General features: G+C 67.9%; 20 protein-coding genes. 5 read left to right on the forward strand and 15 right to left on the reverse strand.

Annotation, left to right across the window (positions count from 1 at the left end; all coding sequences use genetic code 11):
- Window positions 1-51: 51 nt before the first annotated feature.
- Window positions 52-762 (forward strand): C40 family peptidase, encoded by a 711-nt coding sequence (locus HMJ39_RS01055; RefSeq protein WP_194295949.1) that lies wholly within the window; start codon window positions 52-54, stop codon window positions 760-762.
- On the opposite strand, the gene HMJ39_RS01060 is transcribed toward HMJ39_RS01055, so the two are convergent.
- Complete coding sequence (locus HMJ39_RS01060; protein WP_194295950.1) at window positions 662-1135, reverse strand: methyltransferase family protein; 474 nt, start codon at window positions 1133-1135, stop codon at window positions 662-664. The genes HMJ39_RS01055 and HMJ39_RS01060 overlap by 101 nt on opposite strands.
- Window positions 1136-1371: 236 nt before the next feature.
- On the opposite strand from HMJ39_RS01060, the gene HMJ39_RS01065 reads away from it, so the two are divergent.
- Complete coding sequence (locus HMJ39_RS01065; protein ID WP_161383940.1) at window positions 1372-2817, forward strand: PhoH family protein; 1446 nt, start codon at window positions 1372-1374, stop codon at window positions 2815-2817.
- A gap of 123 nt (window positions 2818-2940) precedes the next feature.
- Here the strand turns inward: HMJ39_RS01065 and HMJ39_RS01070 are convergent, their stop codons facing one another.
- The 7 genes from HMJ39_RS01070 to HMJ39_RS01100 all read right to left on the reverse strand — a co-directional run bounded on the left by HMJ39_RS01070 (window position 2941) and on the right by HMJ39_RS01100 (window position 8816).
- Complete coding sequence (locus HMJ39_RS01070) at window positions 2941-3951, reverse strand: hypothetical protein (RefSeq protein WP_194295951.1); 1011 nt, start codon at window positions 3949-3951, stop codon at window positions 2941-2943.
- A 106-nt stretch (window positions 3952-4057) separates the two neighbouring features.
- Window positions 4058-4378 (reverse strand): thiosulfate sulfurtransferase GlpE, encoded by a 321-nt coding sequence (glpE, locus tag HMJ39_RS01075; RefSeq protein WP_194295952.1) that lies wholly within the window; start codon window positions 4376-4378, stop codon window positions 4058-4060.
- A gap of 23 nt (window positions 4379-4401) precedes the next feature.
- Entirely contained in the window at window positions 4402-5625 is a 1224-nt protein-coding gene (gene rhlB, locus HMJ39_RS01080; RefSeq protein WP_267130480.1) for an ATP-dependent RNA helicase RhlB, read from the reverse strand.
- Window positions 5626-5720: 95 nt separating this feature from the next.
- Window positions 5721-6308 carry a DUF938 domain-containing protein gene (locus tag HMJ39_RS01085; RefSeq protein ID WP_194295953.1) on the reverse strand — a complete coding sequence of 196 codons (588 nt, stop codon included), beginning with the start codon at window positions 6306-6308 and terminating at the stop codon, window positions 5721-5723.
- 9 nt (window positions 6309-6317) lie between these two features.
- The gene (locus tag HMJ39_RS01090; RefSeq protein WP_161383935.1) at window positions 6318-7151 is read right to left on the reverse strand and encodes an SDR family NAD(P)-dependent oxidoreductase; all 834 of its coding nucleotides are present in this window, start codon (window positions 7149-7151) and stop codon (window positions 6318-6320) included.
- 122 nt (window positions 7152-7273) lie between these two features.
- Window positions 7274-8014, reverse strand: coding sequence for a lysophospholipid acyltransferase family protein (locus tag HMJ39_RS01095; RefSeq protein WP_194295954.1), 741 nt, complete (start codon window positions 8012-8014; stop codon window positions 7274-7276).
- 76 nt (window positions 8015-8090) lie between these two features.
- Entirely contained in the window at window positions 8091-8816 is a 726-nt protein-coding gene (locus tag HMJ39_RS01100; protein ID WP_228462079.1) for an SRPBCC family protein, read from the reverse strand.
- A gap of 182 nt (window positions 8817-8998) precedes the next feature.
- On the opposite strand from HMJ39_RS01100, the gene HMJ39_RS01105 reads away from it, so the two are divergent.
- Window positions 8999-10273 carry a sialidase family protein gene (locus tag HMJ39_RS01105; RefSeq protein WP_194295955.1) on the forward strand — a complete coding sequence of 425 codons (1275 nt, stop codon included), beginning with the start codon at window positions 8999-9001 and terminating at the stop codon, window positions 10271-10273.
- Window positions 10270-10896 (forward strand): hypothetical protein, encoded by a 627-nt coding sequence (locus HMJ39_RS01110; RefSeq protein WP_194295956.1) that lies wholly within the window; start codon window positions 10270-10272, stop codon window positions 10894-10896. The genes HMJ39_RS01105 and HMJ39_RS01110 overlap by 4 nt, the downstream gene beginning before the upstream one ends.
- On the opposite strand, the gene HMJ39_RS01115 is transcribed toward HMJ39_RS01110, so the two are convergent.
- Window positions 10893-12413, reverse strand: a complete 1521-nt coding sequence (locus HMJ39_RS01115; RefSeq protein ID WP_194295957.1) for a sodium:solute symporter family transporter — start codon at window positions 12411-12413, stop codon at window positions 10893-10895. The two genes, HMJ39_RS01110 and HMJ39_RS01115, sit on opposite strands and share 4 nt — an antisense overlap.
- A 10-nt stretch (window positions 12414-12423) precedes the next feature.
- Window positions 12424-13011 carry a cold shock domain-containing protein gene (locus HMJ39_RS19125; protein ID WP_194295958.1) on the reverse strand — a complete coding sequence of 196 codons (588 nt, stop codon included), beginning with the start codon at window positions 13009-13011 and terminating at the stop codon, window positions 12424-12426.
- Window positions 13012-13134: 123 nt separating this feature from the next.
- On the opposite strand from HMJ39_RS19125, the gene HMJ39_RS01125 reads away from it, so the two are divergent.
- Window positions 13135-14205, forward strand: coding sequence for a GNAT family N-acetyltransferase (locus HMJ39_RS01125; protein ID WP_194295959.1), 1071 nt, complete (start codon window positions 13135-13137; stop codon window positions 14203-14205).
- On the opposite strand, the gene HMJ39_RS01130 is transcribed toward HMJ39_RS01125, so the two are convergent.
- The 5 genes from HMJ39_RS01130 to HMJ39_RS01150 form a co-directional block, all read right to left on the reverse strand.
- The gene (locus HMJ39_RS01130; RefSeq protein WP_194295960.1) at window positions 14163-14546 is read right to left on the reverse strand and encodes a hypothetical protein; all 384 of its coding nucleotides are present in this window, start codon (window positions 14544-14546) and stop codon (window positions 14163-14165) included. The genes HMJ39_RS01125 and HMJ39_RS01130 overlap by 43 nt on opposite strands.
- A gap of 62 nt (window positions 14547-14608) precedes the next feature.
- Complete coding sequence (locus tag HMJ39_RS01135; protein ID WP_194295961.1) at window positions 14609-16405, reverse strand: M48 family metalloprotease; 1797 nt, start codon at window positions 16403-16405, stop codon at window positions 14609-14611.
- Between the two features lie 7 nt (window positions 16406-16412).
- A complete protein-coding gene (locus HMJ39_RS01140) occupies window positions 16413-17000 on the reverse strand; it encodes a LemA family protein (protein ID WP_194295962.1) in 588 nt (195 codons plus the stop codon).
- 98 nt (window positions 17001-17098) lie between these two features.
- Complete coding sequence (cyoE, locus tag HMJ39_RS01145) at window positions 17099-18040, reverse strand: heme o synthase (RefSeq protein WP_228462080.1); 942 nt, start codon at window positions 18038-18040, stop codon at window positions 17099-17101.
- Between the two features lie 17 nt (window positions 18041-18057).
- The gene (locus HMJ39_RS01150) at window positions 18058-19131 is read right to left on the reverse strand and encodes a COX15/CtaA family protein (RefSeq protein ID WP_161383926.1); all 1074 of its coding nucleotides are present in this window, start codon (window positions 19129-19131) and stop codon (window positions 18058-18060) included.
- Window positions 19132-19144 lie beyond the last annotated feature (13 nt).

Below are 19144 nucleotides of genomic sequence, written 5' to 3' on the forward strand. Positions count from 1 at the left end.
AGGGTGCTGTCATGGCGGGCGCCCACTCTGCACAACGAGCCTCGGTCTTTGATGGGTAGCCTCGTGATCCCGGATTCCGCTCCGTCCGTTCCGACTCCGCAAACCGGCGACATCCTGTTGTTCGCCGGGCGTGGCCTGGTCAGCAGCACCATCCGTTTGTTCACCCGCAGCCGCTGGAGCCACATCGGCATGGTGGTGTGCCTGCCCGGCGACGACCGGCCCCTGGTGCTGGAAGCGGTGGGCGCCAGCGAATCCGCCGACCTGCATCTGGGCCGGCCGGTGGCCGGCGTGGCCCTGGTGCCGCTGGCGGACAAGCTGCGCGATTACCCCGGCGACGTGGTGCTGCGCCGCCGCGAGGGCGCGCCCCTTTGTCCCCGCCGCCAACGGCTGGTGGCGCGCCTGGTGCGCCGGTTGCTGCACCGGCCCTACAAGAACTTCGTGTTGTGCAACGCCCTGGATCTGCTCAGCGGCTTCACCCGGCCGCCGGACCGGCGTGGCTGGTTCTGCTCCGAGCTGGTGGCGGAGATGTACCGGCGGCTGGGCTGGCTGCCCCGGGACATTCGCGTGGCCGGCTTCGTGCCCGGCGACTTCGATTCGCCGCGCCTGGCGCTGCGCGAGGGCGCCCTGGGCGAGCCCCGGGTGCTCAAGGCCTGGAAGGGCGCTACAGCCAGCGACGCACCCGTTGCCGATAGGCTTGCCACTCGGGGCCGAAACGGCGCGCGTGAAACGCCTCTTCCGCCGCGATCACGTGGCTATGCATGACCCACGCCACCAGCCCCAGGGTGAGCAGCATGCCGGGGCTGGCCAGGCTCAGGGCGCAGGCCAGGTGCAGCAGCGCGAAGGCCAGGTAGATGGGATTGCGGCTGAACCGGAACACGCCATTGGTGACCAGCACCCGCGCCGCCCGATGGGGCATGGCGGTGGTGCGGTGGGCGGCCAGCTGCAGCAGGGCGGCCAGCACCAGCGCCACGCCGGCCAGGGCCAGCACCGCCGCCAGTGCCTCGCGGCCGGGCAAGGCGGGCAGGGTCCAGCCCAGGGCCTGGTCCAGGCCGTAGCCGATCAGCAGGCCGCCGAGATGCAGCAGGGGCGGCGGCATGCGGACCTCGGGATGGTCCGGTAACGGATCGTCGGACATGCTCGAACTCGCTTCGTTGTCAGTGATGAAAAGCTGGGTTATGGTAATTCACATCCCGTTATTGCGGGAGGGATCGCGATCCAAACCGAGCTTGACCAGCCACCGCCGGTAAGCCAAACCACGGCGGCAGAGGCCTGCGTCGCTCTCGCGATCCCCCGCCGCAAGCAGGCTCGCGGAACGACGTTCGCCCCGGTCGCCCAACCGCACCAACAGGTGCAGACCAACAGGGGAAACGCATGGAAAAGCGCGCGGCCACTTTGCATTCCGTCTCCGCAGCATCCAACTCCCACCACGGCCAACCCGACGCCACGCCGAAAACCTACGTCCTCGACACCAATGTGCTGATCCACGATCCCAACTCGCTGCTCAATTTCGAAGAGCATCGCGTGGCGATCCCGATGACCGTTCTGGAGGAACTGGACCGTCTGAAAACCGGCAAATCCCACACCGCCTCGGACTGCCGCGCGGCGATCCGCCAGATCGACCGGGTGCTGGGGGCGGCGACCCCGGCGGAAGTGGAAGCGGGTATCCCCATCAATCGGGGGCAGTCCGACCAGGGTACCCTCACGGTGCTGATGCCGCGCCCCGCCTCCGGCGGCTCGGCGCTCCCCGAACACCTCAACGACAACCGCATCATCAACGACGTCATGGCCATGAAAATGGCCGACCCGGACAGCCGCTACGTGCTGGTCACCAAGGACATCAACATGCGCCTCAAGGCGCGCGCCTGCGGCATCGAGGCGGAGGACTACCACAACGACCAGCTGGTCTCGGACATCAAGCAGCTCACCCGGGGCTATTTCGAGGTGCCCGGCTCGTTCTGGGACAAGGTCACCGAGGTGGAAACCGAACAGGTGGGCGCGGAAACCCTGCACCGCCTGCCCCATGGCCTGGTGGTGGGCGATATTCTTGGCGAGGAGGTCTACCCCAACCAGTTCATTCTCGACGAGCAGGGGTTCGTGGGCCGCATCCTCAGCGTCGAAGCGGGCGTGGTGACGCTGCGTCATCACAAGGCGGAAACCCTGCTCGACCAGGAAGCCTGGGGGCTCAAGCCGATGAACATCCAGCAGGCGGTGGCGCTGCAGTTGCTGCTCGACCCGGACATCCATCTGGTCACGCTCACCGGCGCCGCCGGCTCCGGCAAGACCATCCTGGCCCTGGCGGCGGCCATCGAGATGACCGTGGAGCAGAAGCGCTTTAACAAGATCATCGCCACCCGTTCCACGCCGCCCCTGGCCGAGGACCACGGCTTCCTGCCCGGCACCGAGGAAGAGAAGATGGACCCCTGGCTGGGCGCCATCAACGACAACATCGAGGCGCTGCACCTCAACGACGAGAACCCCTCCGGCAGCATTCAGTACGTCAAGGAAAAGGCCAACATCCAGTTCAAGGCGCTTAACTACATCCGCGGCCGCAGCTTCCAGAAATCCCTGATCCTGATCGATGAAAGCCAGAACCTGACGCCCCATCAGATGAAGGCGATCATCACCCGGGCCGGGGAGGGCTCCAAGGTGGTGTGCCTGGGCAACCTGGCGCAGATCGACACGCCTTACCTGTCGCCGATCAGCTCCGGGCTCACCTATATGACCGAGCGCTTCAAGAGCTTCGTGCACGGTGGGTCGGTGCAGTTGATGGGCGTACCCCGGTCGTTGCTGGCGGAGTATGCGGAGACCTGGTTGTAGGCGGTCGCTGGCGGAAGGCGCCTTTCTTAGGGAGGGCGCCGTATCGCGACTGAAGTCGCTCCTACCGCGATTCCCTATCGACGGAGCCGCGTCCCCGATGGAGCCACCAGGGTGGCGTGCCGATTACTCTCCCAGGGCGGTTTTGAGGACGTCGAGGCAGGCGTCGCTGGTGTAGAAGTCGCCCACCGCGTCGTCGATCACCCCGGCCAGCAGATCACGCTCGTAGAGAACCGCGGCGCCGGCGGCCAGGGCCGGCGCCAGCGCCTTGGCGCGTTGCTTGGGCGTGGTGCCCATGGCCTTGAGCAGGGCCGGCAGATCCTTGTCCAGCAGCGCCGTCACGGCGGCATGGAGGCCGGCGTTCACCAGGGCACGGCTGTATTCGAGGCGGGCGCCCTGGTCGGCGATCACCGCCGCGTGGGGCACGCTGTCGGCCACCACGCCCTCGGGCAGGCGCTGGATCAAATCCGCCGGCCGCATCGGCGCGATCCGCCGGTAACCGTCCCGGGCCAGCTCGGCGATGCGTTCATCGGTGAGTTGCCGGTTGAGCCACTGCTCGCCGGTCTTAAGGGTGGCCCGGGTATTGTGGCGCAGGTAGTCGCGGATGGTTTCCTCCAGGCCGCCCATGGCCCGGCCCACGCTTTTGCGGCCCAGTTTCATCATGCTGCTCACCCCGGGCAGCTTGGCCAGGGCGTTTTCCTCGAGCAGGAAATTCTTGATGCCGGTGTAGAGCATCTCGCTGACCATGTCGCTGACCAGCGGATGGTTCAGGCAGGCATGGATGGCGCGCTCGCGAAGTTCGCGCAGGCGCAGGGCCTGGGCCAGGATCGCCTCGAAATGCTCCTCCTCGAGCAGTTCGCCCACGGTGGTGGGCTGCTGGCTGGCGCGCTCCAGTACCGCCTCGGACACCTGAATCACCACCGGCTCCAGCCCCTGCACGGTATCGACCCGGGCCAGCCAGTCGTCCACCACGGCGGCCAGGGCGTCGGCGTCCACCAGGGCGCCCACCGGCGTCTTGCCGAGCCGTTTCACGCCGGCGTCCAACTGGCTTTGCCAGTAGCTTTTTTCCTGGAGACGTTGGCGGGCGTGGTCCACATGGGCCTGGCGCAGGGCGCCGGCCAGATCGGCTGCGTTCATCGGCTTCCTCGTTCCGGTTCTTCAGGGTGGCCCATGATGGGCCACAACGGCGGCGGGCCGTGCAGCCATCCGGACGACGGTGCCCGGCGCTGGCGCCAGCCCGGCGTCAGTGGTCGTCGTCGACCTGGTCCGGGTAGGCCTGGCGCCAATACTCAAAGCCGCCGTCCAGGCTGACCACGGCATCGAAGCCCTGCTCGGCCAGGTAGTCGCTGGCGCCCTGGCTGGAGTGGCCGTGGTAGCAGTACACCACCAGCGGGCGCTGGCGGTCGGTGTCGGCGAGAAATTGTTCCAGGTTGGCCTGGTTGAGCGGCACGGCGCCGGGAATACGCGCCTGCTCGTGGCTACCCGGGTCGCGCACGTCCACGAACAGAGCGTCGCCTGCGCGCAGTCGTTCCAGGCCCTGTTCCGGGCTGATCCGTTCGGCCATGGGGTCGCTCCTTGCTGACTTAACTAACGGTCCGCGACCAGGGTCGCGTCCGGGTGTTCACAGGTGAGTTTCATGCCGATGGCCTCCTCCAGCTGCGGCAGCAGGAAGGCGTCGTCCTCGCAGGCGAAGCTGATCGAGACGCCGCTGGCGCCGGCGCGGCCGGTGCGGCCGATGCGGTGCACGTAATCCTCCGGGTCCTCCGGCAGGTTGTAGTTGATCACGTGGGACACGCCTTCGATGTGGATGCCACGGCCGGCCACGTCGGTGGCGATCAGCACCTGCAGGTCGCCGGCGCGGAAGCGCTCCAGGGTCTTGAGCCGCTGGTTCTGGGGCACGTCGCCGGAAATCAGAGACACCTTCAGGCCCTTCTTGTGCAGCCGGTCGTTGAGGCGCCGGGTGATGTCGCGGCGGTTGGCGAACACGATCACCTTTTCCATGTTTTCGTTGGTGATCAGGTTGTAGAGCAGGTTGAACTTGTCGTCGGTGGCGGTGATGTAGACCTTCTGGTCCACCGTCTCGGTGGTCACCTGGGTGGGCTCGATCTCCACCACGGCGGCGCCCTCGGTCCAGCGCCGGGACAGCGCCATGACGTCGTCGTTGAAGGTGGCGGAGAACAACTGCGTCTGCCGGTAGCGGTTCTGGGGCGTCATCCGCACGATGCGCTTCACGTCCGGGATAAAGCCCATGTCGAGCATGCGGTCGGCTTCGTCGAGGACCAGGGATTCGACCCGGTCCAGCCACAGATCGCGGCGCTTGGCGAAATCCAGCAGGCGGCCCGGGGTGGCCACCAGAATGTCGATCAGGCGGGTCTGCAGGCGTTCCTGCTGGCGGTTGAAGTTCATGCCGCCGACCACGCTCATCACCTGCAGGTCGGTATGGTGGGCGAGCTGCTTGGCGTCCTTCTCGATCTGCATGGCCAGCTCCCGGGTGGGGGCCACGATCAGCGCGCGCGGTTCGCCGGCAAAGCGCTTCACGGTGATCGGGTGGCGCAGCAGATCATTGATCATGGTGATCAGGAAGGCGGCGGTCTTGCCGGTGCCGGTCTGGGCGCGGCCGATGGCGTCGGCGCCGGCCAGGGTGTGCTCCAGCACGCTGGCCTGGATCGGCGTGCAGTACTGGAAGCCCGCGTCGGCGATGCCTCGCATCAGTTCCGGCGCCAGATCGAAATCGTGGAACCGGGTTTCCCCCTCTTTTTCGGGAACCTGGAACTGGTCCAGGCTCCACGCGTTGTCGCTCTCTTTTTGCATGGATTCGCTCGGTTGGGAAGCCAGAAACGACCCGGCGCGGCATGGGCTCGCCGGCCGGCGGCGTCGTCAGACCGAACAGTGTATAAAAAGCGGGCTTATCCGAATACCAAAACCCGGTTATTGGCGGGCATGGCGTGATCGCCGAGCAGGGCGCGGCCGTGGTCGGCGAAGCGCGCCACCACCCATTCCTGGTCGCGCAGCCCCCTGGCCGGGTCCCGGGCGCGCAGGCTTTCGTCGAAGCGCCGGTTGCTGTCGGTGGTGGGCTGGCCGCCGTAGCGGAACGGGCCGTAGACGGCGAAGCGGCCGCCCGGCGTGAGCCGCCGGCAGGCCTGGTCGATGCAGCACGCCACCTGGTCGCGGCTCATGATGTGGAAGGTGTTGACCGTGAGCACGTAGTCGAAGGGACCGGCGGGCCAGGCGGCGTCGTCCTGGACGCTCAGGCCGATGGCCGGGCGCAGATTGCCGGCGGGTTCGGCGGCCAGGCGGGGCAGCAAGGCATCCAGGTAGTCCGGCTGTTCCGACGGCGTCCAGCCGATGTCGGCAAAGCGCGGCGCCAGCCAGACCGCGTGCTGGCCGGTGCCGGCGCCGATTTCCAGCAGCTCCCCGGGGGCGGTGAAGTAGTCACGCAGGACCTCGAGGATCGGTCCCTTGTTGTTGTCCGCTGCCTGGGAGAAGGGGAGCATGGAAAGTCCTTACTTTTTGATCATCTTCTGGCCGGCCACCATGATGCGCTGGTAGGCGGTGGGCATCAGCCGTTGCATGCTGTCGATGGCGCGCGCGTCGGAGCCGATCAGCACCCGTCGCTTGTTGCCGCGCACGCCCTTGAGAATGGTGCGGGCGGCTTCGTCCGGGGTGGTGCGGAACATCTTCTCGAAGTCCCGGCGGGCCTTCTCCGGATCCCCGGTGATGTGTTCCATGCCCTCGGCCATGCGCGCGTTGCGGGCGATGTTGGTCTTGATGCCGCCCGGGTGCACCGAGGTGCAGGACACCTTGCCGCCTTCCATTTCCAGTTCCTGGCGCAGGGATTCGGTGAAGCCGCGCACCGCGAACTTGGCCGCGTTGTAAGCGGACTGGGTGGGCACGCCGATCAGGCCGAACACGCTGGACACATTGACGATATGGCCTTCACCGGCGGCTTTCAAATGCGGCAGGAACGCCTTGGTGCCGTACACCACGCCCCAGAAATTGATGCCCATGAGCCACTCGAAATCCTCGTAGGTCATGCGCTCCACGGTGGCGCCCAGGGCCACGCCGGCGTTGTTGATCACCAGGTGCACGGCGCCGAAGTGGCCGGCGACCCGCTCGGCGAAGCGGTACACCGCCTCCCGGTCGGCCACGTCGAAAGCCTCGGTGATCAGACGGCTCTCGTCCAGGCCCAGCTCGTTGGCGGTTTCCCGCAGGCCGGTTTCATTGATGTCGGCGAGGGCCAGCTTGGCGCCGGCGTCGGCCAGTTGGCGGGCCAGGGCGCGGCCGATGCCGGAACCGGCGCCGGTGACCACGGCCACCTTGTCGTTGAAGTGCTTCATTGCGAGCTCGTCGGTTGTGATGGATTGGCCGGAGTGTAGCGATTCCGCTCATTCCAAACGGGCCAATCCCCGGGGCCTCGCTGGCTTTGAGGACGACGCCCGCTGACGCCAGGGTCCTGCCTTCAGGTGAGTTCCAGGCAGCCTTCCGTGGCCACGCCGGCGATCGCCGAGCGGCAGCGCCCCAGGGCCGCTTCCAGGGCGGCTTCGTCGTCGCCGTCCACGGTCACCGGCGCGTGCACGGTGAGCGCCACCGGGCCCGGGTGCAGGCGCAGGGTGTCCGGCGGCAGCACTTCCCGGGTGCCGGTGAGGGTCACCGGCAGCAGTGGCAGCCCCAGGTCCTGGGCCATGCGGAAGGCGCCTTTCTTGAACGGCCGCAGCTCGCCGTCGCGGCTGCGCGTGCCTTCCGGGAAGAACAGGATGCTGGTGCCGTCCACCAGCCGCGCCTTGGCGGTTTCCAGGCTGGCCATGGCGGCCCGGGAATCGCGCCGGTCGATGAAGATGTGGCCGAGCAGGGCGCAGGAGAAACCGATCACCGGCAGCTTGCGCAGCTCGTGCTTCATCACCCAGCGAAAGTCCTTGTCCAGATGGCCGTAGAGCACCCAGATGTCGTACTGGCTGAGGTGGTTGGCCACGATCACGTAGCTTTGTTTCGGATCCAGGTGCTCGGTGCCGTGCAGCCGCACCGGCACGCCGCTCAGCATCAGGCCCAGGCGCGACCAGGGCACGGCGGTGAGGCGTGCCACCCGGCGCGGGCCCAGGAAGGGCATCAGCAAAAAGCACAGCAGACCGAACAGGAGGGTGGCCGCCAGCATCAGGGGGGCGAACAGGAACCAGGAATAAATGAAGAAGAGCGCGTTCACCATGCCTGTCGTCTCCATGGCCGGGCGGCGAATTGGACCAACCTCCAATATTAGCGGAGATGACCGAATATGACAGGCGTCATTGGGGTTTTGTTACGTTTTGCGTCGATGGCGGCCGGCCCGGGCCGCGCAGGTCCAGGCCCGGGTAATAGTGCCCCTGGTACTTGGCGCGGGTAACCACCCGGCGCAGCCGTTCCAGGGTGAAGTGGGGCGCTTCGCGCAGCAGCAGGTTGGTGAGCCAGTCGGGGATGTCCCCGCCCGGGTCCAGGCTGAGCTCATAGCGCACTTCCAGTTCGTCCGGCGCCACCCGGCGGAAGCGCAACTCCCCGGTCAGCGCCGGCAGCCGCAGATAGTCCGGGTCCGGGGGCAGCAGGGCGGGGCGGTTGCGCAGGGACACCACCACTTGCTGGTGGCTGGTTTCGTGGGTCTGCGTGACCCGGGCCTCCACCACCGCGTCCCGGTTCCGCAGGGGCCAGGGCATCAGCGTGGTCAGGCGCAGCCGGCGTGGCCCCGGCCGGTCCCGTTCCAGGGGGCGGGCGCCGTCCACGAAATGCAGCCAGTCCGGGTAGGCGGCGTAATCCTCCAGCAGCGCCACCAGGGCGTACTCGTCGCCGGCCGGCAGCCGGGTGACGCCGCGGAAGGCGCTCAGCCGGGCGGCGGGGGCGCTCGGCCGGTACACCTGGATGCCGTTGCGGTCGCTGATCAGCCGCCACTGGCGCTCCTCGCCCTCGGCCGGCGGGGTGCCGGCGCCCGCCAGCAGCGGCAACAGCAAGAGCAGGGAGAGCCGGCGGGCGCTGTTTCGCATAGAGTCTGATCCGAACTTCCAGGGAGGCCAATCCCCCATCATAGGCGGCCCAGGAACTCCGTGCCGGGCCGTTGGTCCGATTTTCCGGCACGCCGGGCGGTTCGGTCAGAGTAAAGACCGGGTTCCGGGTGTTACCATCGGTCTTTTAGTGCAAATAATACGCAGCGAGACGCCGTTACTGTATGAAGCGTTTCATCCATTGGTTTATCGGGGGGCTGTTGGTGGTCGCCTTCTGGGTGGCTCTGCCCGACGATCCGGGCCGCCGCTCCACCCCGGAGTTCCGCCCCGACTACGTGCGCGGCCACGACGATCTGGACGGTCGCTGGCAGATGCGCTTCGCCTCCGACGCCGAAACCCCCCTGGTGCACGCCGCCTCCATGGTGGAGCTGCCCGACGGCCGGCTACGTGCCTTCTGGTTCGCCGGCAAGCGCGAGGGCGGCCCGGACGTGGGCATCCACTCGGCGGTGTTCGATCCCTGCGCGGCCCGCTGGAGCGATGAGGAGCGGGTGGTCACCCGCGAACAGATTCGCCGCCAGTGGGGCCGCCATGTGCGCAAGCTGGGCAACGCCGTGCCGGTGCTCGACGATGACGGTCGCATGCGGCTGTTCGTGGTGGCGGTGAGCTTCGGTGGCTGGGCGGCCAGCCGCCTGGTGGTGCTGGAGTCCGACGATCTGGGCGCCAGCTGGCGCTTCGACGAGGCACTCACCGCTTCGCCCTTCCTGAACATCAGCACCCTGGTGAAGACCCCGCCGATCAGCTACCAGGACGGCACCGTGGGGCTGCCGGTCTACCACGAGATGGTGGGCAAGTTCGGCGAGATCCTGCGCCTGGACGAGCACAACCGCATCGTCGACAAGGAGCGCATCGGCTACGGTCGCAAGGCGATCCAGCCGCTGGTGCTGGTGGACGGGCCCAAGCAGGCCACCGCCCTGCTGCGCAATGAGAACGAGGACGACCAGGGCATGCTCTACCGCAGCGATTCCCTGGACGGCGGCGAGGACTGGTCGCCGCTGTACGGATCGCGGCTCACCAATCCGTCCTCGGCGGTGGGCGGCGTGGTGCTGTCGCCGGGCCACTGGCTGGTGGTGGCCAACTGCAACCCGAAGGAGCGCGACGATCTGTGCATGCGCGAAACCTGGGACAGCGGCCAGACCTGGTCGGACCGTTTCTTCTTCCACAACCGGCACCGCTGGCGCGCCGACGACGTGTCCGAGCCGGTCTATCTGGAAATGATTTCCGAGGAAGTGGCCAACACCCTGGAGGCGGAGAATCCGGAATTGATGCGCCGCCGGGTGGAACACAACAAGTGCCACGAAGAGGGCTGTGAGTTCCAGTACGACTATCCCTATGTGCTGCAGGCCAGCAACGGCGACGTGCACATCCTCTATACCTGGAACAAATCCGCCATTCGTCATGCCTGGCTGCCGGCCGGGCCCGAACCCCGGGGGGAAGGATGATCGCGGAATGGATCTGTGCCCTGGTGCTGGTCGCCGTGGTACTGCGTTTGGCGGCGCGCCTGCCGCTGCCGTGGCGCGCCGGTCTGGCCGGCGCCATGCTGGTGGCGGCGCTGTTGCCGTTTCCCTATGGCCTGAGCGGCTGGGTGCTCAGCTACCTGAGCCACTTCAGCCTGTCCTCCGGCCTGCTGGCGCTGGTGGCCATCCAGCACCGCCTCACCGGCCATTACTGGCTGCCGGTGTGGCAATTGCGGGCGGTGTGCGTGCTGCTGGTGGTGCTGGCGCTGTGGTTCTACCCCATGAGCCTGGGCTCCAGCTACGCGGACCCCTACGCCCTGGGCTTCGGCGACACCGCCTTCAGCGCGGTGCTGTTGCTGATGGGCCTGCTGGCCTGGCTGTACCGGGCCTACGCCAGCTGTCTGGTGCTGGTGGTGGCGCAACTGGCCTACGGCGCCAACCTGCTGCACTCGGACAACCTCTGGGATTACCTGGTGGATCCCTGGCTGGTGTTCTGGGCGGTGGGCTGGCTGGTCCGTGACCGGCTACTGGCCCGCCGGGAACGGCGCCGCCGGGACACCGCCGACGAGCCGGTGGCGGCCACCACCGCCCGGGTCGCCGGCCACTAGGCGGCGCGGCGCGGCCACAGGCTGGCCGCGCCGTAGCCCACCGCGAACATCACCAGATTGCCGATCAGACCGGTGTAATAGAGGTCGAAGGGCGCGCTCAGCGCCGCCGGCAGCAGCCCCTCGTTGGTGAGCACCGTCCAGGACGTGAACGCCAGCGTGCAGAGAATTCCCCACCAGGCCGCCCGGGCGTCCCCGCGCCGGCTCAGGAAGCCAAGCAGATACAGCCCCAGCATGCCGCCGCCGAACAGCGACACCAGAATGGTGGAGGTGTCCTGCAGGGTGTGGGTATGGGCGCCGTTGAGCCACAGGGCGCCGAGGATCATCAGGCCGGTCACCGCCGCCGCCACGGCCCGCGCCACGCGGAGATAATGGCGGTCGTCCAGGCCGGTGCGCAGGTGCCGCCGGTACAGGTCGACGATCGACACCGTGGTCACCGAGTTGATGCTGGAATCCAGGGAGCTCATGGCCGCGGCCAGGGCCGCCGCCACCACCAGCCCGGCCAGCCCGGCCGGCAGGTACTCGGTGATGAACCAGGGCAGGATCGCCTCCGCTTTTTCCGTGCCGGCCAGCACCGCCGTGGCCATGGGGTCCGGGAAATGCTGGAAGAACACCCACAGGGCGGTGCCTAGCAGCATGTAGAAGGCCCACACCGGTAGCGCCGTGAACAGGTACACCCACAGGCCCCGGCGGGCTTCCCGGGTGGAGCGGGAGGCGCAGTAGCGCTGCACCGTGTTCTGGTTGCTGGAGTATTCGGTGAGCCAATTGGTCAGCCCGATGAACAGCATCATGGTGGCGGTCTTCTCGCTCAGCGACAGGCCCCAGCGCACCGGTTGCGGCTCGCCGTCGCGCCATTCCGCCAGGGCGAACTTGCCGGCGGCGCCGGCCTCGCGAAACACCTGGCCCAGGCCGCCGGGCAGGGCGTCCACCACCACCCAGATGCACAGCAGGCCGCCGATCAGCAGCACCAGGGTCTGCATCACGTCGGTCCAGATCACCGCGTCGATGCCACCGACGATGGTGTAGAGCCCCACGAACAGGCCGGCGGCGATGATCGCCACGGTCGGCGACACGTCCACCAGTTGCAGAATCAGCAGCGACAGCAGGTAGAGGATCATGGCCAGGCGCACCAGCTGGGCGACGATGAACGCCAGGGCGCCGTAGACCCGCACGCTGGGGCCGAAGCGCTGCTCCAGGAATTGGTAGGCGCTGGTCATGTTGCCGCGCCGGAAGAACGGCAGGAACACCCGGGCCGCCATCAGCAGCGCCAGCGGCAACGCCAGGTTGGGCAGGTAGCGCAGCCAGCCGGTTTTGAAGGCGTCCGCCGGGTAGGCCAGGAAGGTCACCGAGCTGATCGAGGTGCCCACCAGGGACAGGCCGATCACCCAGCCCCGGAAGCGCCGACCGCCGACGAAATACTCCTCGGTGCTGGTATTGCGCCGCGCGAAATAGAAGCCGATCAGCAGGATCGCCGCCAAGTAGGCCAGCAGGACCGCCCAGTCGAGCGTGGCAAGGGTCATGGGCGGCCGGTCATCGCTGGATTTCCACCTGGTCGGCCTGTTCGCCGCGCTCGGACTGGCGCACCACGAAATGCACCCGGGTGCCGGCGCTCAGGCTGCGCCGGCCGCCGTTCCGAATCGCCTTGAAGTGGACGAAGATCTCCTCGCCATTGTCGGCGAGGATGAACCCGAAGCCCTTCTTCGGGTTGAACCACTTCACCTCGCCCCGGCGACGGCCGTCGCCGCCGGCGGACACCGGCAGGCGGTCCCAGGGCGCCAGCGGCAGGGCGTACAGCAGCACCGGGATCCACAACCAGGCGGCGGCGCCGAAGGCCGGCGCGCCATGGCTGGCCACCAGGCCGGCCAGATAGAACAGCACCGCCACGTGCAGCGGCACCCGGGTAGGGCCGCCGGCCAGGCATACCAGGTTCACCGCCGCCGCCAGCAGCAGCCCCAGGCCGGTTTGCTGGGTGAACAGGGGCGAGATCAGCAATACCTCGTCGCCGCCGTGGGCGAGCATCACGAAGGATTGCGGGGCGAACAGCAGCCAGGCGCCGGGCAGGGCCAGCAACACGACGGCCAGAGCGTACACGGCCGCCAAGAGTTTGGAGACTTTCATGAAATCGTTATGTCCTTGGACGCATCGTTATCATTATGGACGGCGCATTGTAACGAACCGGCCCGGCAATCTCACGGGCACGGCGCTCTCGCCGCCATGCGCCACGGCCAGTATCATGCGGCCATGCACTTTCCGTTTCTCACCGATGCCTTTCTTGGCGCGCTGGAAGAAACCGGCGCCACCCCGGCCCGGGGCTGGGGCCCCTGCCATCTGCGCGACGGCGACGCCTTCTTGCCGCTTTATGCCCGCAACGGCTCCCGGGGCGAATACGTGTTCGATTTCGCCTGGGCGGACGCCTACGAGCGCAACGGGCTGCCCTACTACCCCAAGCTGGTCACCGCCATTCCGTTCACGCCGGTGGTGGGCCCGCGCTGGCGCGGGCACTGGCGGGCGGAGGAACTCTGGGAGGGCGTGCGCGAGCGGGTCCGTGAGCAGGGCGCCAGCGGCTGGCATCTGCTGTTTCCCGACCGGCCGGCCCGGGAGGCGCTGGCGGAGCTGCCGCTGATCGAGCGCGAGGCCTGCCATTTCCGCTGGTTCAACCGGGATTATCCGGACTTCGACGCTTTTCTGGGCACCTTCAATTCCCGCAAGCGCAAGAGCGTGCGCCGGGAGCGGCGCCGGGTGGCGGAGCAGGGGCTCACCGTGGAGCGGCTCACCGGCGCCGCCATCGAACCGCGCCACTGGCGGTTGTTCTACGAGTGCTACGCCAATACCTACCTGGTGCGCGGGCAGTTGCCCTATCTCAACGAGGTGTTCTTCCGGCGGCTGGCGGAGCGCCTTGGCGACCAGGTGTTGCTGGTGCTGGCCAGCGACGGCGACGAGCCGGTGGCCGCCGGGCTCTATCTGTTCGACGACCGGGCGCTGTACGGCCGCTATTGGGGCAGCGTGCGGAAATACGACGCCCTGCATTTCGAGGTGTGCTACTACCAGGGCATTGAGTTCGCCATCGAGCGGGGTCTGGCGGAGTTCGATCCGGGAGTGCAGGGCGAGCACAAGATTCTGCGTGGCTTCGAGCCGGTGCTCACCTATTCACTGCACTGGCTGGCGGAGCCCGCCTTCCACGAGGCGGTGGCGGATTTCTGCCGGCGCGAGGCGGAGCATGTGCGCGCCTACCGCGACGAGGCGCGCACCCTGCTGCCCTACCGGGCGGATCAGGCCGGCACCGGCTCCGGGGAGGGCGCCAGCCCGCGCTGAATCATCAGCGCCATGGTGATCGGGTCGCAGGGATCGTGGCGGGGGTGGTCCGGGTTTTTCGGGCCCAGCGCTTCGGTGACGTCGTCCAGGGCGTCGTCACCGTCCTGGTCGGCCAGGTTGGCCAGGTATTCCAGAACGCGGCCCTGGCCATCCACCAGGGTGCCGGTGTAGAGCTGCTCGTCGCAGCGGCACACCAGCGGAAACACGCAGTCACCGACGGTCACGCCGTGGGCCGCCAGCCAGGCGGTCAGCGCCGGGTCCAGGGACCCCTCGCGCACGTGGCGGGTGTGTTCGCACACCACGCGCCAGGTATTGCGGTGACTGTTCTTGAGCAATTCCATGTTGTTTTCCCCTGAAACCCCCTTTCTTATTGGTGTGAACCCTATCACAAAATTTGAATTGGTCAAATATTGTTCAGTGGTTGGGAGAACAGCGGTGGCATGGGGCACTCAAGCAGGGTGCACAGGGCGCGCAGCAGCTCCGCCTCGGCCACCTGCACCTGGCCGTCGGAAAGCACCAGATCGGCGGCGGCGTCGATCAGCGGCGCCTTCAATAACGGCGTAAGGCGGGCCAGGCGCGCCACCGCCGCCTCCATGCGCGGTGCCGGGCAGCGGTCCGGCGGCAGCAGCAGGCGGCCGGCGGGCAGCAGGCCCCGGGTGGCGCGCTGGAAGGCGGCCAGGGCGGTGGTACGGGCGGAGTCGCCGGCCCAGGCCAGCGCCGAGAACACCACCTGGATTTCGCCGGCCACCGCGCTCAGCCGGTGGATATCCGGTTTCGGCCCGCGGCGGCCGGTGTCGGCCAGGGCCTGGCGGGCCATGGCCCCCAGCGCCCAGCACAGCAGATCCTCCTGGCTGCGCTGGCGGGTGATGGCGCGCAGCTGGCGGAGGATCACCGGGCGGCGGTCCGCCGGGGCCTGGGTCAGGGTGGCCAGGGCCAGATCCAGCAACGGCAGCCGCAGGCGCGTGCCCAGGCCGCGCACCCGCTCCACCAGCTCGCCCCGGCGCCCGGTGCGCAGCGCCGGCGGCGGCGCCACCGGGCCCAGGGCCAGGGTGTAGAGCACGCATTCGGCGCCCTCCTGGGTGTGCAAGGCCTGGCGCAGGTCGCCGGGCAGGCTTTCCAGCAGGGAGCGGGCGTAGCCCAGATTGGCGTCGTCCAGGCGGCCGATGCGCCGCGATGGCGCCGCGTCGGATTCCGCCGAGGGGCGCCGTCGCCGTGCCCGGGCCCGGGCCGGCCAGTCCGCCCCCAGATCGGTGAGGCGCTGCTTGATGCTGGGGTGGGTGGCCAACAGGCGGCGCCAGCGCAGGCCCAGGGTTTCGGCGAACGCCATGTGGCTGAGGTCCTCGGCGTGCAGGCTGTGCAGGTAGGAACCGGGGCCGTTGCGGATCTTGATCAGGGCGCCGGCCAGGCCGTCCGGCCGGCGCGTGAATTGCACCGCGCTGGCGTCGGCCAGACGTTCCCGCTGGCGGGAAATGGCGGCCTTGATCAGCCGGCCGAAGAACAAGCCGGCGTAGCCGATGGCGATCAGCACCAGGCCGCCCACGGCGAACGGGGCATTGCCCCGGCGGTGGCCGTCGCCGGCGGAAAAGTGCAGCAGGAACTCGCCCACCTTGCCGATCGCCAGGATGCCGGCCAGGGCGGCCAGCAGGCGCAGGTTCAGGCGCATGTCGGCGTTGAGAATGTGGCTGAATTCGTGGGCCACCACGCCCTGAAGTTCGTCCCGGTCGAGCTGCTCCAGGGCGCCCCGGGTCACCACCAGCACCGTGCGCGAAGGGGTGAGGCCGGCCACGAAGGCGTTGATGCGGTCTTCCCGGGGCAGCACATGGAGGCGGGGCAGATAGGCGCCGGCGGCGATGCTCATTTCCTCCACCACGTTGCGCAGGCGCCGCTCGCCGGCGTCCTCCGGGTTGGCCGACACCTCGCGGGCGCCCAGCAGGCGCGCCAGGGCCGGGCCGCCCTCGCGCAGCTGCCAGGCCTTGCGCAGGGAACCGCCGATCAGCACCGCCAGGGTCGCCACGGTGATCCACAGACCGTTTTCGCTGGTCAGCCAGTCAATCAGCCCCAGTTCCGGGCGCAGCCAGCGGACCAGCAGCCAGGCGCCCAGGTCCACGGCGGCGGCCACCGCCGTCAGGGCGGCGAGGAAATACAGCACCAGCAGCAGGGTGCGCCGCCGGGCCCGGGCCTGATGGTCGAAGAAATCCATGAAGGGATCAGAACGTGACGTTCACCGCCTGACGGGCCTCCGGGTTCTCGATCTCCAGCAGCCGCGCTTCCTTGAAGGGGCCGAACAGGCCGCTCACGGCGTTGTTGGGGAACTGCTCCCGGTAGGTGTTGTAGTGCATCACGGCGTCGTTGAAGGCCTGGCGGGCGAAACCGATGCGGTTCTCGGTGCTGGACAGTTCCTCCATCAGCTCCGCCATGGTCTGGTTGGCCTTGAGTTCCGGGTAGTTCTCGCTCACCGCCAGCAGGCGGGACAGGCCGCCGCTGAGCAGGGATTCCGCCCGGCCCAGCCGGTCCATGGCGGCGCCGTCGTCGGGCTGGGCGGCGGCGTCGCGGCGCGCCGCCTCGGCCTGGTTGCGGGCCCCGGTGACCCGGGTCAGGGTCTCCCGTTCATGGTCGAGATAGGCTTTGGCGGTTTCCACCAGATTGGGAATCAGATCGTGACGCCGTTGCAGTTGCACGTCGATCTGCGCGAACGCGTTCTTGAAGCGGTTGCGCAGGCTGATCAGACGGTTGTAAACGGCGATCAGGTAAACCACCGCCGCGATGATCACGGCGAAAAACAGCCAGGTACCCATTCTTTCCCCCTCACCCCAGGGTGATCGTTGTGTGCCGGAAGCAGGCTCTAAACTACTGCAAGCCTCCGGCCTTGGCTATCCGCGCGATGGGCACCGGTTCACGGTTGCAGCGGATGCAGGGGAATGTAGTGATCCACCAGCAGGGCGGTGAACAGCACGAACAGGTAGACGATGGAGTAGCCGAAGGTCTTCATCGGCAGTTTCGGGTCCTGGCTGAAACGCAGGCGCACCGCGTGGATCAGGAAAATACCGCTGAGAATCACCGCGCTGACCAGGTAGATCAGGCCGCTCATGCCGGTCAGGTAGGGCAGCAGCGAGCAGATGAACAGCAGAATGGTGTAGTAGAGCACCGATTCCCGGGTAAACGGGATGCCGTGGGTCACCGGCAGCATGGGCACGTCCGCCTTGGCGTATTCGTCGGCGCGGTGGATCGCCAGGGCCCAGAAGTGCGGCGGCGTCCACACGAAGATGATCAGCACCAGCAGCCAGGCGTAGGGGTCCAGGGAGTTGGTCACCGCCGCCCAGCCGAGCAGCGGCGGAATGGCGCCGGCGATGCCGCCGATCACGATGTTCTGCGGCGTGGCGCGCTTCAGGTACAGGGTATAGATGAAGGCGTAGCCGACGAAGCCGAACAGGGTGAGCCCGGCGGTGAGCGGGTTGACCAGGAAATACAGCATGGCCATGGACGCCAGGGCCAGAGCCACGGCGAAGGCCACCGCCGCCCTGGGCGAGATCACGCCGGCCACCAGCGGGCGCTTCTCGGTGCGCTTCATGATGGCGTCGATCTTCTGGTCCATGATCTGGTTGATCGCCGCCGAGGCCATCATCGCCAGGGACAGGCCCACGAAGGCGGGGATGAAGATGTCCAGGGGCACCATGCCCGGCGGGTCGGTGGCCAGGAACATGCCGGCCACGGCGGTGACCATCAACAGCATCACCACGCCGGGTTTGGTCAGCGCCAGATAGTCGCGCCAGCCGGGGGCGGGGCGGTCCTGGTGGTCGGACTGATTGGGGCTTATCGCCTTGTTGTTCGCGCTCATGGTGGCTCCCTGTCGGCCTATGGCTGCCCGTCCGGGCGCCGCGGGTGGCGGGCACCGCATTTTACGTTAATCGAGCGGATGAAGAGTACCAGTGACACCAATAGCGCCACGGCGCCGAAGTTGTGCGCCACCGCCACCCACAGTGGCACCGCGAACACCACGTTGCTGACGCCCAGGGCCACCTGCAGGGCCAGCAGGCCCAGGATCACCAGGGCGAAGTTGCGGAAGAACACGCTGCGCGCGCGCAGCAGGATGCGGCCCACCAGCAGCAGCACCATGACCGTTACCAGCAGGGCGCCGAAGCGGTGCATCACATGGATGGTGGTGCGGGCGTCGTTCTGCAGCACGCCGAACTCGTAGTCCGGCTTGTCGTGCTCATGGCCCCAGAACACGAAGGCGTCCTCGAAATTGATGTGCTCCACCCAGCCGTCCTCGCAGACCGGCAGCTCGGTGCACACCACGGCGGCGTAGTTGGCGGTGGTCCAGCCGCCCAGGGCGATCTGCAGGATCACCGCCGCCAGGGCCAGCCCGCCCAGGGTGCGCAGGCTGCGCACGTCGCAGTCGTTGAGGAAGCGTGGCCAGCGGTACAGCCGGGCGGTGAGCAGGGCGAGCAGGGTGAAGGTGGTGAAGCCGCCCAGCAGATGCAGCATGACGATGGTGGGCTGCAACCCCATGGTTACCGTCCACATGCCCAGAATGCCCTGGAAGATCACCAGCGCCACCAGGAACAGGGGCAGCTTGAGCGGCTGCTTCTCCCGTTTGCGGTTGGCCAGGCTGAGGCCGGCGATGATCAGGATCAGCAGGCCCAGGGTGGAGGCGAAGTAGCGGTGCACCATCTCCGGGACGGTCTTGTGGGCCTCGCGCAGGGCCCCCGGGTTGCTGGCGTTCTGCTCGTTGACGTGCTCGATGGCCTTGCGCACGTCCAGATGGCCGTAGCAGCCGGGCCAGTCCGGGCAGCCCAGGCCGGCGTCGGAGAGCCGGGTCCAGGCGCCCAGGATGATGACGCCGGCGGCCAGCACCAGGGCCAGCACCGCCACGCGGCGCAGCCAGATTTGCGAGGAAGTCGGGGTTTGCACGGTTTCGGGATGCATGTATCGGGACCTG

Origin of the sequence: Alloalcanivorax profundimaris, assembly GCF_015265435.1 — a bacterium.
GTDB classification, from domain to species: Bacteria; Pseudomonadota; Gammaproteobacteria; order Pseudomonadales; family Alcanivoracaceae; genus Alloalcanivorax; species Alloalcanivorax profundimaris.

Bases quoted from the DNA above. Each gene is read 5' to 3' on its own strand.
- HMJ39_RS01095 (WP_194295954.1), bottom strand. From the start codon at position 8,014: ATGGTGAACGCGCTCTTCTTCATTTATTCCTGGTTCCTGTTCGCCCCC.
- HMJ39_RS01150 (WP_161383926.1), bottom strand. From the start codon at position 19,131: ATGCATCCCGAAACCGTGCAAACCCCGACTTCCTCGCAAATCTGGCTG.
- HMJ39_RS01110 (WP_194295956.1), top strand. From the start codon at position 10,270: ATGATCGCGGAATGGATCTGTGCCCTGGTGCTGGTCGCCGTGGTACTG.
- rhlB (WP_267130480.1), bottom strand. From the start codon at position 5,625: ATGCAAAAAGAGAGCGACAACGCGTGGAGCCTGGACCAGTTCCAGGTT.
- HMJ39_RS01100 (WP_228462079.1), bottom strand. From the start codon at position 8,816: ATGCGAAACAGCGCCCGCCGGCTCTCCCTGCTCTTGCTGTTGCCGCTG.
- HMJ39_RS01055 (WP_194295949.1), top strand. From the start codon at position 52: ATGGGTAGCCTCGTGATCCCGGATTCCGCTCCGTCCGTTCCGACTCCG.
- glpE (WP_194295952.1), bottom strand. From the start codon at position 4,378: ATGGCCGAACGGATCAGCCCGGAACAGGGCCTGGAACGACTGCGCGCA.
- HMJ39_RS01125 (WP_194295959.1), top strand. From the start codon at position 13,135: ATGCACTTTCCGTTTCTCACCGATGCCTTTCTTGGCGCGCTGGAAGAA.
- HMJ39_RS01140 (WP_194295962.1), bottom strand. From the start codon at position 17,000: ATGGGTACCTGGCTGTTTTTCGCCGTGATCATCGCGGCGGTGGTTTAC.
- HMJ39_RS01115 (WP_194295957.1), bottom strand. From the start codon at position 12,413: ATGACCCTTGCCACGCTCGACTGGGCGGTCCTGCTGGCCTACTTGGCG.
- HMJ39_RS01135 (WP_194295961.1), bottom strand. From the start codon at position 16,405: ATGGATTTCTTCGACCATCAGGCCCGGGCCCGGCGGCGCACCCTGCTG.
- HMJ39_RS01105 (WP_194295955.1), top strand. From the start codon at position 8,999: ATGAAGCGTTTCATCCATTGGTTTATCGGGGGGCTGTTGGTGGTCGCC.
- HMJ39_RS01085 (WP_194295953.1), bottom strand. From the start codon at position 6,308: ATGCTCCCCTTCTCCCAGGCAGCGGACAACAACAAGGGACCGATCCTC.
- HMJ39_RS01065 (WP_161383940.1), top strand. From the start codon at position 1,372: ATGGAAAAGCGCGCGGCCACTTTGCATTCCGTCTCCGCAGCATCCAAC.
- HMJ39_RS01060 (WP_194295950.1), bottom strand. From the start codon at position 1,135: ATGTCCGACGATCCGTTACCGGACCATCCCGAGGTCCGCATGCCGCCG.
- HMJ39_RS01070 (WP_194295951.1), bottom strand. From the start codon at position 3,951: ATGAACGCAGCCGATCTGGCCGGCGCCCTGCGCCAGGCCCATGTGGAC.
- cyoE (WP_228462080.1), bottom strand. From the start codon at position 18,040: ATGAGCGCGAACAACAAGGCGATAAGCCCCAATCAGTCCGACCACCAG.
- HMJ39_RS01090 (WP_161383935.1), bottom strand. From the start codon at position 7,151: ATGAAGCACTTCAACGACAAGGTGGCCGTGGTCACCGGCGCCGGTTCC.
- HMJ39_RS01130 (WP_194295960.1), bottom strand. From the start codon at position 14,546: ATGGAATTGCTCAAGAACAGTCACCGCAATACCTGGCGCGTGGTGTGC.
- HMJ39_RS19125 (WP_194295958.1), bottom strand. From the start codon at position 13,011: ATGAAAGTCTCCAAACTCTTGGCGGCCGTGTACGCTCTGGCCGTCGTG.